The following is a 12638-nucleotide window of genomic DNA, read 5'->3' as shown; positions in this document are numbered from 1 at the left end:
AGCGGAGGCGGGCTGCCGGGCGGGCGCCGAGGCCGTCCGGACGGTGGGCGGACGCCCCGCCGCCGGCCCGGCGGCCTGAACCGCTCCCGCGGGCGGCGCCGCGGACCCGCCCGGTCGGGTTACTGTGGGTCGGGTTCGAACGGTAAGTGTGCTGGGGGTGTGTGATTTTGTCGGAGCATCAGGACGGTCCGGAGCGCCGGGACTGGACCGGGGAGCTGGGCGGGATGGTCGAGCAGGTCGGCGGCCACCGGCCGCCGGAGATCGACACCTCGCTCCCGCACTCGGCCCGGATGTACGACTACTGGCTCGGCGGCAAGACCAACTTCCCGGCCGACCGGGCCCTCGGCGAGGCCTTCGAGCAGGCCATCCCGAGCATCCGCACGATGGCCCGGGAGAACCGGGCCTTCCTCGGCCGCTCGGTCCGCTACTTGGTGCGGGAGGCGGGCATCCGCCAGTTCCTGGACATCGGCACCGGCATCCCCACCGAGGGCAACACCCACGAGGTCGCCCAGGCCGAGGCCGTGGACAGCCGGGTGGTGTACGTCGACAACGACCCGATCGTGCTGGCGCACGCCCGTGCGCTGATGGTCAGCGGCGTCGCGGGGAGGACCGCCTACCTCCACGCCGACCTGCGGGAGCCGGAGCGGATCCTGTCCCACCCGGCGCTCACCGGCACCCTCGACGTCACCCGGCCGGTCGGTCTGATGCTGGTGGCGATCCTGATGCTGCTGGAGGACGAGGACGACCCGTGGGGCAAGGTCCGCAAGCTGCTGGACGCGCTGCCGGCCGGCAGCCACGTCGCGATCACCCATCCCAGCGCGGACTTCAACCCGGAGGCGATGGGCCAGGTCGTCTCGGCGGCGCAGCAGGGACGGTTGACCCTGGTCCCGCGCACCAGGGAACAGGTCGCGGAGTTCTTCGGCGACTGGGAACTGATCGAACCGGGTGTGGTCCCGGTGATGGGCTGGCACCCGGACGGCGCCCCGCCCGCGGACCCGCAGGCCGCCTACTACTGGGCCGGGGTGGCCCGCAAGCGTTCCTGAGCGGCCCGCCGGGGGCGCCCGCGGCCCCGGGGACTACGCTCGGGAGCCGTGAACGACGAGTGGCAGCCCGACCGGTCCTCGCTGTCCGGTGCGCAGTTCGAGCGGGGGACCGACGGTCCCAAGGTGATCCTGGTGGGTGTGGACGGCTCCGCCGCCTCGGGCCGGGCCGCCGCGTACGCGGCCGGGCTGGCCCGCCGTCAGAACGCGCTGCTGGTGGTGGTCTACGTGCAGCCGGTGCTCGGGACGGCGGTGGCGATGGGCGCGTCCGTGGCCGAGGTGACCGAGGAGGTCGCCGAGTCGCTGGTGGCCGAGATCAGGGCCTGGGCGGACCGGATGCGCGGCGTGTTCGAGGTCCGGTGGCAGTTCGTCACCTTCCGCGGTGACCCGTACGGCGGCCTGGTCGCCACCGCGGACCGGCTGAAGGCGGACGCCGTGGTGGTCGGCGCCTCCGAACAGGCCGGGCACCGGATCGTCGGCTCGGTGGCGGTCCGCCTGGTGAAGTCCGGCCGCTGGCCGGTCACCGTCGTCCCGTAGCCGCCCCCGGCGTCCCGGCCGGGACCCCGTGGGCGGAGCCGATCCGCTGGACCCCGGTGCGATACCTCTTATTGAGAGCTAAAATGACGGTATGGCGACCACGGGACTGGGTGACGAGCTGGCCGACCTGCTGGTCGGGATCCAGCGGCTGCTGCGCCGACGCCTGCGGCGGGGCCTGACCGCGCCCCGGCTGCGCGGCGCGCAGGTGGAGTTGCTGCGGCTGGTGGACGCCCGGCCGGGCATCCGGGTCTCCGCCGCCGCCAAGGAGCTGTACCTGGCGGGCAACTCGGTGTCCACCCTGGTCAACCAGCTGGTCCGGGACGGCCTGCTGCTGCGGGCCCCCGACCCGGCGGACGGCCGCGCCGCGCTGCTGCACCCGACGCCGCAGGCCGCGGCACGCCTCGCGGCCTGGGACGGACGCCGCAGCGAGCTGGTCACCGCGCAGGTAGCGCTGCTGTCCGAGGCGGACCGGGTGGCGCTCACCGCCGCACTCCCGGCCCTGCGGCGTCTGGCCGAGGGCCTCCACGAGGAAGGGGACGGGGAATGACCGTGACACCCGCCGTGACACCGGCCGCCGGCGGTCCGCCGCCGGGCGGGCCGGCCACCGCAGTGCGCTGCACCGGCCTGCGGTACTCCTTCGGCGCCGCCCGTGCGGTCGACGGTCTGGACCTGGAGGTCCGGGCCGGTGAGGTGTTCGGCCTGCTCGGTCCGAACGGCGCGGGCAAGACCACCGCGATCCGGGCGATCACCACCCTGCTGCGGATCCCGCCGGGCATGGTCGAGGTGTTCGGGCACGACAGCGCCCGGGAGCGGATGGCGGTGCGCCGCCTGCTCGGGTACGTGCCGCAGCAGCTGTCCGCCGACGGCGGCCTGACCGGGCGGGAGAACGTCGCCCTGTTCGCCCGGGTCTTCGACGTGCCGCGCCGCGAGCGGGCCGCCCGGGTGGCCGAGGCGCTGGCCGCCGTCGACCTCACCGAGGCGGCCGACCGGCTGGCCGGGACGTACTCCGGCGGCATGGTCCGGCGCCTGGAGCTGGCCCAGGCGCTGGTCAGCGCGCCGCGGCTGCTGATCCTGGACGAGCCGACGATCGGCCTCGACCCGATCGCCCGGACCGGGGTGTGGGACCGGATCAACGAGGTCCGGGCGGCCACCGGGATGACGGTGCTGGTCACCACGCACTACATGGACGAGGCGGACCAGTACTGCGACCGGGTGGGCCTGATGCACCGCGGCCGGATCCGGGCGCTGGGCACGCCGGGTGAGCTCCGGCACGCGCTGGCCGGTCCCGGCGGCGCGGAACCGAGCCTGGAGGACGTCTTCCGCCACTACGCCGGCAGCGGGCTGACCGGCCGCGACAACGACGAAGGAGGGGATCTCGGCGATGTCCGCCGCACCCGCAGGACCGCTTCCCGTGTCGGCTGACGCCCCGGCCGCCCCGCCGGCCCCCGTCGTCGCGTCCCCGCAGCTGCGGCTGCTGCTGACCCCGCCGCCGGCCCGCCGGGGCTGGCGGCTGGTGCCCGCCCGGGTGGCGGCGCTCTGCGCCATCGAACTGCAGAAGCTGCGGCACGACCGGGTCGAGCTCTACACCAGGGCGGTGCAGCCGGCCCTGTGGCTGCTGATCTTCGGCGAGACCTTCACCCGGATCAAGGCGATCCCGACCGGCGGGATCCCGTACCTGGACTACCTGGCGCCGGGCATCATCGCGCAGTCGGCGATGTTCATCGCGATCTTCTACGGCATCATGATCATCTGGGAGCGGGACTCCGGGGTGCTCACCAAGCTCCTGGTCACCCCGACCCCGCGGGCCGTCCTGGTGACCGGCAAGGCCTTCGCGGCCGGGGTGAAGTCGGTGGTCCAGGCCGTGGTGGTGGTGCTGATCGCGGCCGTGCTCGGGGTCTCGATGACCTGGAACCCGCTGCGGCTGCTCGGGGTGGCCGTGGTGGTGGTGCTCGGCTCGGCGTTCTTCGCCTGCCTGTCGATGTCGATCGCCGGGATCGTGCTCACCCGGGAGCGGCTGATGGGGATCGGGCAGGCGATCACCATGCCGCTGTTCTTCGGCTCGAACGCGCTGTACCCGGTCGCGGTGATGCCCGGCTGGCTGCAGGCGGTCAGCAAGGTCAATCCGCTCAGCTACGAGGTGGACGCGCTGCGCGGTCTGCTCCTGGGCACCCCGGCCCACCTGTGGCTCGACCTCGGGGTGCTGGTGCTGGCGGCGGTGCTGGGGGTCGGCGCGGCCTCCGCGCTGATGGGCCGGCTGGCCCGCTGAGCCGTACGGCGGACGGCCCGCGAGGGGCCGTCCGCCGTGGTCCGCGGTCGCACCCGGGTCAGGGCAGCGGCACCGCGTGGATCGGGGTCTGCGAGTTCTGGCTGCCGCCGGTGGCGAGCATCCTCACCTCGTCGCGGTCGCTGATCTCGGCGCGGACGATCCCGGAGGCGTCCGCGTACACCGGATGCCCGCCGGGCCCGGTGTCCCCGGTCGCCTCGACCACCACCACGTCCTGCGGAGCGTGCGTGCCCGGCGCGCCGGGAAACGTCAACGCGTAGCGCTTGCCCTGACTCATACGCGGCCCTCCTGTACGGCCCCCGGCACTCATCCTAGACACGCTCCGGCGGCCCAGCCCGTCCGTACCGGCCGGGTCCGCGGGGGCCGGCGGCCCGCTCCGGCCCGGGTGGCCGCGGCCGCCCGGCCGACTCCTCTGACGGACCATCATCCTGATCAGGCGTCACCATCGCGCGCGCTCGGGCGAGTTAGCTGGATCACATCCGGCACCGATCTGTTGTGAAGATCGCATGAGCTGTTCGAATCCATGCCACCCTGTCTTCAGGTCTGATGTGAAATATCACATGTCAGATACCTCCTGCGGGAACGCCGTGGGAGGCCTGTCCGTACGAGCAACCTGCACGAGGAGAACCACCGATGAGCCGTCTTGCCCTTATCGCCGCCGGCGTCGCCGGCCTCACCACCCTGGGTGTCGCACCGGCCACCGCCGCCACCGCCCCGCAGGCCGGTACCGCCGCCGTCACCACCACCACGACCTGCGGATACCTGGGCTACCAGGCCGGCCTGGCGACCAAGGTCTGCGCCGACGTCACCGGCACCGGCGTCGAGATCTACGGTCAGGTCGGCCTGGCCGGCCCGCCCTCCCCGGGCAGCCCGGCGCCCCAGCCCAGGCAGCTGATCACCAGCCTGTCGGCCAACCTGGTCGGCGGCGCCTCGCTCGGCACCGTCAACCAGAACGTGAACTTCACCGCCTCCACCATCCAGGTCCACGGCATCCCCGCCACCGTCCCGTGCGGCTCCACCGTGCACGCGAGCTTCTCCGTCGCGTCCTTCCCGTGGTCGCCCAACCCGGTCACCCTGGACCTCCCGATCGCCTGCTGAGCCGTCCGGCGAGGCAAGGGGCCCGGCCGCACCCGCGGCCGGGCCCCGGCGCGTCCGGCCCGGCGACGGCATGCGCATCCCCGGCCGGTCTCGTAGCGTCGAACGGGAGTGGGCACCCGAGTCCGCGCGGCCCCGGCCGTACCCAGCGCACCGGCCGCGCGAGCCCCGCGCGCCGAGCCCGAGAGGAGGGCGCCGCCCGTGGACGCCGCCGAGCCCGAATTCGTGCCCGAGGTCTTCGACCGGGCCATCGTCTCGGTCGCGCTGCTCAGCGGCCCCGAACACCGGCTGGTCTACTACAACGACGCCTTCCGCCGGCTGTTCGGCGAACGGACCCTCGACCTGCCCGCCGCCGACGCCTTCGCCGACGAGTACGCCGCCCCGTTCCTCGCCCTGCTCGACCAGGTCTACCAGGAACGCGAGGCCCGCCAGGTCAGCGCCCCCAGGGCCACCGTCGGCACCGCCCCCGGCGCCCCGGGCCCCCGGTACTTCGTCTACAGCTGCACACCCGTGCGCTCCCGGCACGGCCGCGGGGTGCTCGCCGTGGCCGTCGACACCACCACCGAGGTGGTGGCCGCCGAACGCGCCCAGGAACTCTCCCTCCAGCACCAGCAGGCCCTGGAACGCTACAAGGCGCTGGTCACCGCGGTCTCCCAGATGGTCTGGCTGCTGCGCCCCGACGGGACCATGACCGAACTGGTCGCCGGCTGGCAGGACCTCACCGGCTCCCCGTGGCGCCCGACCATGGACCCGGGCTGGCTGGAGCTGATCCACCCCAGCGACGCCCCCCGCCTGGTCCAGGCGTGGGCGGAGGCCGCCACCGGCACCCCCGCCATGTTCGAGACCACCTTCCGGGTGCTGACCGCCTCCGGCGAGTACCGGCACGTCAAGTCCCGGGCGGTCCCGGTCTTCGCCGACGGCCGGCTGACCGAGTGGATCGGCGCCACCGCCGACATCGAGGACCAGTGGCGGGCCCGGCTGCGCGAACAGCTGCGCGCCAAGGTCGCCGCCGCACCCGCCCACCACCTGCAGGCCGCGTTCGCCGCGATGGCCGAGGCGGTGGTGCCCGACCTCACCGACGCCTGCGCGGTCTTCCGGCTGCCCGACGGCGACGGGCCCGCCCTCGCCGACGGCATCATCGGCACCCGGGTCGCCTCCGCCGCCCGGCCCGGCCTGCCCGCCCTGCCCGCACTGCGCAGCCAGACCTACCGGGTCGGACCGGTCGCCCAGGAGGTCATCGAGAGCGGCCGGCCCCGGCTGATCACCTTCGCCGCCGGCCACCCCCCGGACGGCGTCCTGCCCGACGTGTCCCTGCGCTGGCTGGCCGAGGCCCGCGCCACCAGCCTGGTCCTGGTACCGATCGTGGTGGACTCCGCCGTGGTCGCCTTCGCCGCGGCGGCCGGCTGCGGCGGGAGCCCGCCGCCGAGCGCCGCCGACATCGCCCTGCTCGGCGAGGTCCTCCAACAGGCCCAGCGGCCGCTGCGCAACGTCCTGGAGCACCAGCACGCCCGCCGCACCGCGCTGATCCTGCAACGCGCCCAGCTCACCCCCGTCCCCGAGGTGCCCGGCGCCGACCTCGCCGCCCGCTACCAGCCGGCCAGCACCACCGCCGAGATCGGCGGCGACTGGCACGACGCGTTCTTCCTGCCCGACGGCACCCTCGCCCTCGCCATCGGCGACATCGCCGGCCACGACCTGACCGCCGCCACCGCGATGGGCCAGCTGCGCAGCATGCTGCGGGCGCTCGCCTACAACAGCAACCGCCCGGCCACCCCGGCCGACATCCTCGCCCAGCTCGACCGGGCCGCCGAAGGGCTGCAGGTCGCGCCGTTCGTCACGATCGTGCACGCCCACCTGACCCTGCGCGCCGACGGCTGGCACGTGGTCTGGGCGAACGCCGGGCACCCCCCGCCGCTGCTGATCCCCGCCGAGGGCCCCGCCCGGCTCCTCACCGGACCCCGCGCCGACCTGCCGCTGTGCGTGGACCCGGACGCGCCGCGCAGCATCCACCGCCGCGTCCTGGGCGCCGGGGACACCCTGCTGCTGTACACCGACGGCCTGGTCGAGAGCCCCGGCACCGGCCTGACCGAAGGCCTGGACCGGCTCGCCGCCGCCGCCACCGAAGCCCGCCACCTGCCGGTCGAGCAGCTCTGCGACCGGCTGCGCCGAGTGGCGGACGTCCGGGACGACATCGCGCTGCTGGTCTTCCGGCCGCGCCTGTGAGGCCACCGCCGATGCCCGCCCGCCACCCGTCCGGCGACCGCCCGCAGACACGCGCGGCACCGCCATCCGATGCAGGATGAGGAGGAGTGGACCGGCCCGCCCGCCGACCGCGTGAGGTGCGCACACCATGGAGAGATTCCGCCACCCGTTCACCGGGAGCCTGGCCGCGGCCGTCCTCGATCCCGAGGGCGTGGTCGTGGGCTGGACCGCCGCGGCCCAGGCGCTGCTGAGCCGGCCGGCCGGCGAGGTGTGCGGCCGGCCGGTGCGTGAGCTGCTCGCCGACCCGGACCACTGGAACGCGCTGGCGGGCGCCCGGGAGGGCCGGGTGGCGCTGCTGGACGCGCAGGGCAACCCCACCGACATCGCCTTCCAGGTGCTGCCGCTGGCCGGCCCGGGCCCCGACGGCTTCCTGGTGCTCGGCGCCCCGGCCGACCAGGTCGTCCGGTGGCGCGAGGACGACGCCTTCGCCAGCGGACTCTTCCTCCAGGACCGGGTCGGCCTCGCCGTCTTCGACGACCAGCTGCGGCTGCTGCGCACCAACACCAACCTGCTGCCCTACAGCGGGGTCCCCACCGACCTCAACGGCATGCGGCTGGCCGACTTCCTGCGCGCCGAGGACGCCGAGGCGATCGAGGTGCTGCTGCGGGACGTGCTGGAGAGCGGCCGGCCGCTGGTGCTGCCCGAGGCCCTGGTGCGGACCGTGCTCGACCCGCGCGGCGGACGGGTGATGGGCATCTCCGCGTTCCGGCTGCAGGCCGACGGCGAGAAGCCGATCGGGGTGACCGCGCTGTTCACCGACGTCACCGAACTCGGCCGCTCACGCCGGCGCCTCGAACTGCTGCACCGGGCCACCGCCGCGCTCGGCGGCTCGCTGTCCGTCACCGGTACCTGCGTGGACCTGGTCGCCGTCCTGGTTCCGGGGCTCGCCGACGCGGCCGTGGTCGAGGTCGCCGAGGCGGTCTTCAACGGCGACGACCCGCTGCCCGACGCCGCCGGACTGCTCAGCCTGCGCCGCACCGCCGCGGTCGGCCCCGACACCGTGGAACCGCCGACCGGGACCACCGTGTACGTGGAGGCCGCCGGCGCCGCCGTTCCCGCTGCCACCAGCACCGCGGACGGCCGCCCGACGATGTCCGCCCCGCTGCGCGCCCGCGGCATCCTGCTCGGCCGGATCCGCGCCTACCGGGACCCGACCGGCGACCGCTACGAGAGCACCGACCTGGAACTGCTCCAGGAGATCGCCTCCCGGGCGTCGCTGGCCCTCGACAACGCCCGCCGCTACACCCGTGAGCACCGGGCCGCCGTCAGCCTCCAGCGCAGCCTGCTGCCGCCCGCCGCGACCGACACCCCCGCGGCCGTCACCGCCAGCGTCTACCTGCCCACCGACACCGACGGCGGGGTCGGCGGCGACTGGTTCGACGTGATCCCGCTGTCCTCCGCGCGGATCGCCCTGGTGGTCGGCGACGTGGTCGGCCACGGCCTGGAGGCCACCGCGACCATGGGCCGGCTGCGCACTGCCGTACGCACCCTCGCCGACCTGGACCTCGGCCCGGACGAACTGCTGGTGCACCTGGACGACCTGGTCTCGCAGCTGGTGGTGGAGGCCGACGACCAGGACGGCGGCGGGATCCGCCGGGAACCGGCCCCGGCCGGCGCGACCTGCCTGTACGCCGTGTACGACCCGGTGTCCGGGCGGTGCGTGATGGCCAGCGCCGGACACCCGCCGCCCGCCGTGGTTCACCCGGACGGCGCCATCGGGTACGTCGAACTCAGCCCCGGGCCGCCACTGGGCGTCGGCGGCTTCCCGTTCGAGGTGGCCGAGATCGAACCGGCCGCCGGCAGCGTGCTGGTGCTGTACACCGACGGACTGATCGGCGGCGGCGACGGCGACCTGGACGACGGCATGGCCGAACTGCGGACCCGGCTCGGCCGCGCCTCGGTCACCACCCGCCCCCTCGCCGAGGCCGGCCGGGAGATCACCGAGAGCCTGCCGCCGCACCGCCAGTCCGACGACGTCACCCTGCTGCTCGCCCGGACCCGGGTGCTGCCCGCGGGCGACACCGCCGCCTGGGACGTCGAACCCGACCCGGCCGCCGTCGCCCGGGTCCGCGAGTCGGTCACCGCCCAGCTGGAGGCCTGGGGACTGGACGAGCTGGCGTTCACCACCGAACTGGTGGTCAGCGAGCTGGTCACCAACGCGATCCGGTACGGCGGCGGCCCGGTCGGCGTCCGGCTGATCCGCGCGGAACGGCTGATCTGCGAGGTCTCCGACCCGAGCAGCACCCAGCCCCGGATGCGCCGCGCCCGGGTCACCGACGAGGGCGGCCGCGGCCTCTACCTGGTCGCCCAGCTGACCAGCCGCTGGGGCAGCCGCTACACCGACCAGGGCAAGGCGATCTGGACCGAGCAGGAGGTCCCGGGCGGCGCCGGGTAGGGCGGCTCAGGCGCTGCGGCGCCGCAGGCCCTCGCCGCGGGCGAACCGCCGCAGCCGGCCGAGCCTGGTGAACATCTCCCGGTTGGCCACCGACGCCCGGTCCAGCTCCTCCATCAGCCTGCGGCTGCGGTGCTCCAGGTCCAGCTCGTCCAGGATCCGGTCCACCTCGGCCAGCAGGGACCCGTGCAGCTGCCACGCCTTCGGGTGCTCCTGCACCCGGCGCAGCAGCATCTGCGCGACGTTCTCCCGGCTCGCCCAGGCGGCCGCCAGCTCCGCCGCCAGCCGGGCCTCCGCCTCCTCCGCGTTGCGGCTCACCTGGGTGCTGACCAGCACCGAGAAGCTGACCAGCGCCCCGCCGACGTGCGCCAGCAGCTCCTCCAGGGCCAGCGCCACGTCCGGCGGGAACAGCGCCTCGTCCGCGCCGCGGCGCTTGGCCAGGTCGGTCAGCGAACGGGCCAGCACCCGCACCACCACCACGCAGATCTCCAGGGTGTCCAGCCCGGTGCGCAGCACCAGCCGCGACAGCAGGCCCTCGCTGATCCGCGGGTTCAGCCGCAGGCTGTCCTCGGCCTGCCGCAGCGCGCCGTCCACGTCGGCGATGGCCTGGTCGAGGGCGCGGGCCTCGTGCAGCCGGGCCGCGGCCCGCTCCACCGGGGTGGGGCCGCCCAGCTCCTCGCCGATCCGCAGCAGCAGGTGGCGGGCGCGCCGGGCGAGGTCCTCGATCGACTCGCCGGCGGTGTCCACCCACACCGGCGGCGCGAACACCAGGTTGAACAGCAGACCCACCACCGCGCCGATCAGGGTCTCCAGCACCCGGTCCCAGGCCTGCGAGGCGAGCCGGGTCACGCCGAGCACCAGCATCGCGCTGATCGCCACCTCGTTGACGAACTCGTCGACCCGGACGAACTGCCCGATGGTCAGCGAGGCGAGGATGATCAGCCCCAGGCTCCACCAGGACAGGCCCATCACCGAGCTGAACCCGATGGCGATCAGCACCCCGACCACCACCGAGTTCACCCGGCGGATGCTGGTGGTGAGCGTCGAGTACAGCGTCACCTGGACCACCAGCAGCGCCGTCAGCGGTGCGGTCAGCGGGGCCGGCTCGCTGCTGAGCTGCACCGCGACCGCGTACGCGATGGTGGCCGCGACGGTCGCCCGGATCGTCAGCACGACGACGGGGTCCCTCAGGCGCCGCCGTACCCGGTCGGTCAGTGTCTCGGTGAGCGCTGGCATTCCTGTCTCCTTCCCCCGAGCCGGCCGCGCCAGCGGGGGAGAGGCGATCTCACACCCGGATGGTCACTGCGCGCCGGCCCGGCCCGGGGGCCGCAGCGATACGGGCGGGCAGGGCGCGGGCGGCGGAAATAGCATGACCGTACGGCTTGGCGCGGCGACGGACGAGGCGGCCGCGGCCCGGCAGACCGAGCTCCCGGAGGGTCAGTGTGCGACGCCGTCCCGACCGTCCCGCGAGCGCCGACGACCTGCTGAGCGAACTCGGCCGGCTCACCGCCCAGGCCCTGGAACGCGCGGAGATGCAGCGGGCCCGGGTCGAACTGGCCGAGGCGCTCCAGCGCGAACTGCTGCCCGCCGCGCTGCCGCGCTGCCCCGGACTGCGCACCGCCGCCCGCTACGCGCCCGCCCGCAACGGCCTGGACATCGGCGGCGACTGGTACGACGGGTTCCGGCTGCCGGACGGCGCGCTGGCCTTCTCGATCGGCGACGTCCAGGGCCACGACGTGGAGGCCGCCGCCTTCATGGGACAGCTGAGGGTCGGCCTGCGGGCCGTCGCCTCCTTCGCCGTCGACCCCGGCGAGGTGCTGCGGCACGCCAACGACCTGCTGGTCTCACTCGACTTCGGACTGTTCGCGACCTGCACCTTCCTGCGCTTCGACCCCGAGCACGGCGACCTCACGGTGGCCCGGGCCGGCCACGTCCCCGCGGTGTGGGCGGGCCCCGACGGCCGGGGCGGGGTCGCCTGGGACGACTCCGGCGGACTGCCGCTCGGCATCCTGGCGGGCGAGGACTACCCGGTGGTCAGCCACCGGGTGCCCACCGACGGCGCCTACGTCCTGGTCACCGACGGCGTGGTGGAGGGCCCCTCCTTCTCCGTCGAGGAGGGACTCGCGGAGGTGGAACGGGTGGTCAGGGCCGGGGTCCGGGCAGAGCCGGACCAGCTCGCCGCCGAGGTGATCAAGGTCGCGGAGCTGACCGGCCACACCGACGACGCCGCCGTGCTGGTGCTGCGCGACGACCCGGCGGCCCGGTAGGGCGCCGGCGGTCGCCGTCCCGTGGAAGTGCCCGCCCGGGCCCGCGCGTGTCACGCCCGCCCGCGGGCCGCCCGCGCGGTCTGATGTCCGGGATGGTGAGAATCGACGCGTCCCGCGGCCTCAAGGTGGTCCTGCAGGCGGCCGCCGTCGCGGCGGCCTACTTCGCGGCCGGACGGCTGGGCCTGCTGGAGCAGGTCGTGGTGGCCGGCGCGCGGGTCACCCCGCTCTGGCCGCCCACCGGCATCGCCGTGACCGCCCTGCTGCTGTACGGCCTGCGGCTGTGGCCGGGTGTCGCCGCCGGGGCGCTGCTGGTGATCGCCAGCATCGGGTCGGTGGACGCCGGCGCCCTGGCGATCACCGCGGGCAACACGCTGGCGCCGGTCTGCGCCTGCCTCGCGCTGCGCCGGGCGGGCTTCCGGCCCGAGCTGGACCGGCTGCGCGACGGGGTGGCGCTGGTGTTCCTCGGTGCGCTGGCCGGGATGCTGATCAGTGCCACCGTCGGCAGCACCACCCTGCTGGTCGGCGGCTCCCTGACCGGCGAGGAGTTCTGGGCGACCTGGTCGGCCTGGTGGGTCGGCGACGCGATGGGCGTGCTGGTGGTCGCGCCGGTCCTGCTGGCGGCCCACCGCTTCCGGCTGCCCGGCGCCGAGATGCGGCCCCGCTGGCTGGAGCCCGCAGTCCTGCTGGCCGTGACCGTCGTGGTCGGGTACGTGGCCGCGCGCAGCCCGTTCGACCTGCTGTTCCTGGTCTTTCCGCTGATC

12 protein-coding genes are annotated in these 12638 nt (G+C 74.9%); 10 read left to right on the top strand and 2 right to left on the bottom strand.

The window, feature by feature from the left end; genetic code table 11:
• Positions 1-167 precede the first annotated feature (167 nt).
• From AA75_RS43330 to AA75_RS43310, 5 genes are all read left to right on the top strand, one after another.
• Positions 168-1043, top strand: a complete 876-nt coding sequence (locus tag AA75_RS43330) for an SAM-dependent methyltransferase (RefSeq protein WP_233289457.1) — start codon at positions 168-170, stop codon at positions 1041-1043.
• Positions 1044-1091: 48 nt separating this feature from the next.
• Positions 1092-1577 carry a universal stress protein gene (locus AA75_RS43325; RefSeq protein WP_082527275.1) on the top strand — a complete coding sequence of 162 codons (486 nt, stop codon included), beginning with the start codon at positions 1092-1094 and terminating at the stop codon, positions 1575-1577.
• A 91-nt stretch (positions 1578-1668) separates the two neighbouring features.
• Positions 1669-2124 (top strand): MarR family winged helix-turn-helix transcriptional regulator, encoded by a 456-nt coding sequence (locus AA75_RS43320; RefSeq protein ID WP_033826056.1) that lies wholly within the window; start codon positions 1669-1671, stop codon positions 2122-2124.
• Positions 2121-2999, top strand: coding sequence for an ABC transporter ATP-binding protein (locus tag AA75_RS43315; RefSeq protein WP_082527274.1), 879 nt, complete (start codon positions 2121-2123; stop codon positions 2997-2999). The genes AA75_RS43320 and AA75_RS43315 overlap by 4 nt, the downstream gene beginning before the upstream one ends.
• On the top strand, positions 2959-3843 hold the full coding sequence (locus tag AA75_RS43310; protein WP_033826055.1) for an ABC transporter permease: 885 nt from the start codon (positions 2959-2961) through the stop codon (positions 3841-3843). Before AA75_RS43315 ends, AA75_RS43310 begins: the two co-directional genes overlap by 41 nt.
• A gap of 58 nt (positions 3844-3901) precedes the next feature.
• Here the strand turns inward: AA75_RS43310 and AA75_RS43305 are convergent, their stop codons facing one another.
• Positions 3902-4138, bottom strand: a complete 237-nt coding sequence (locus AA75_RS43305) for a DUF6296 family protein (protein WP_033826054.1) — start codon at positions 4136-4138, stop codon at positions 3902-3904.
• Between the two features lie 356 nt (positions 4139-4494).
• Here AA75_RS43305 and AA75_RS43300 point away from each other — a divergent pair, with 356 nt between their 5' ends.
• The 3 genes from AA75_RS43300 (at position 4495) to AA75_RS43290 (ending at position 9613) form a co-directional block, all read left to right on the top strand.
• The gene (locus AA75_RS43300; protein ID WP_033826053.1) at positions 4495-4959 is read left to right on the top strand and encodes a hypothetical protein; all 465 of its coding nucleotides are present in this window, start codon (positions 4495-4497) and stop codon (positions 4957-4959) included.
• A 198-nt stretch (positions 4960-5157) separates the two neighbouring features.
• Positions 5158-7179 (top strand): SpoIIE family protein phosphatase, encoded by a 2022-nt coding sequence (locus AA75_RS53890; protein ID WP_051814409.1) that lies wholly within the window; start codon positions 5158-5160, stop codon positions 7177-7179.
• Between the two features lie 127 nt (positions 7180-7306).
• Positions 7307-9613 (top strand): SpoIIE family protein phosphatase, encoded by a 2307-nt coding sequence (locus AA75_RS43290; RefSeq protein WP_033826052.1) that lies wholly within the window; start codon positions 7307-7309, stop codon positions 9611-9613.
• Positions 9614-9619: 6 nt separating this feature from the next.
• On the opposite strand, the gene AA75_RS43285 is transcribed toward AA75_RS43290, so the two are convergent.
• Positions 9620-10846 carry an aromatic acid exporter family protein gene (locus AA75_RS43285; protein WP_033826051.1) on the bottom strand — a complete coding sequence of 409 codons (1227 nt, stop codon included), beginning with the start codon at positions 10844-10846 and terminating at the stop codon, positions 9620-9622.
• Positions 10847-11052: 206 nt separating this feature from the next.
• Here AA75_RS43285 and AA75_RS43280 point away from each other — a divergent pair, with 206 nt between their 5' ends.
• The gene (locus AA75_RS43280; RefSeq protein ID WP_033826050.1) at positions 11053-11877 is read left to right on the top strand and encodes a PP2C family protein-serine/threonine phosphatase; all 825 of its coding nucleotides are present in this window, start codon (positions 11053-11055) and stop codon (positions 11875-11877) included.
• 92 nt (positions 11878-11969) lie between these two features.
• Positions 11970-12638 (top strand): MASE1 domain-containing protein (locus AA75_RS53290; protein WP_033826058.1); only part of this gene is annotated, 669 nt, incomplete at its 3' end.

The organism is Kitasatospora sp. MBT63 (assembly GCF_000710465.2).
Lineage (GTDB): Bacteria > Actinomycetota > Actinomycetes > Streptomycetales > Streptomycetaceae > Kitasatospora.
This window is presented reverse-complemented; position numbering and strand designations above follow the sequence as displayed.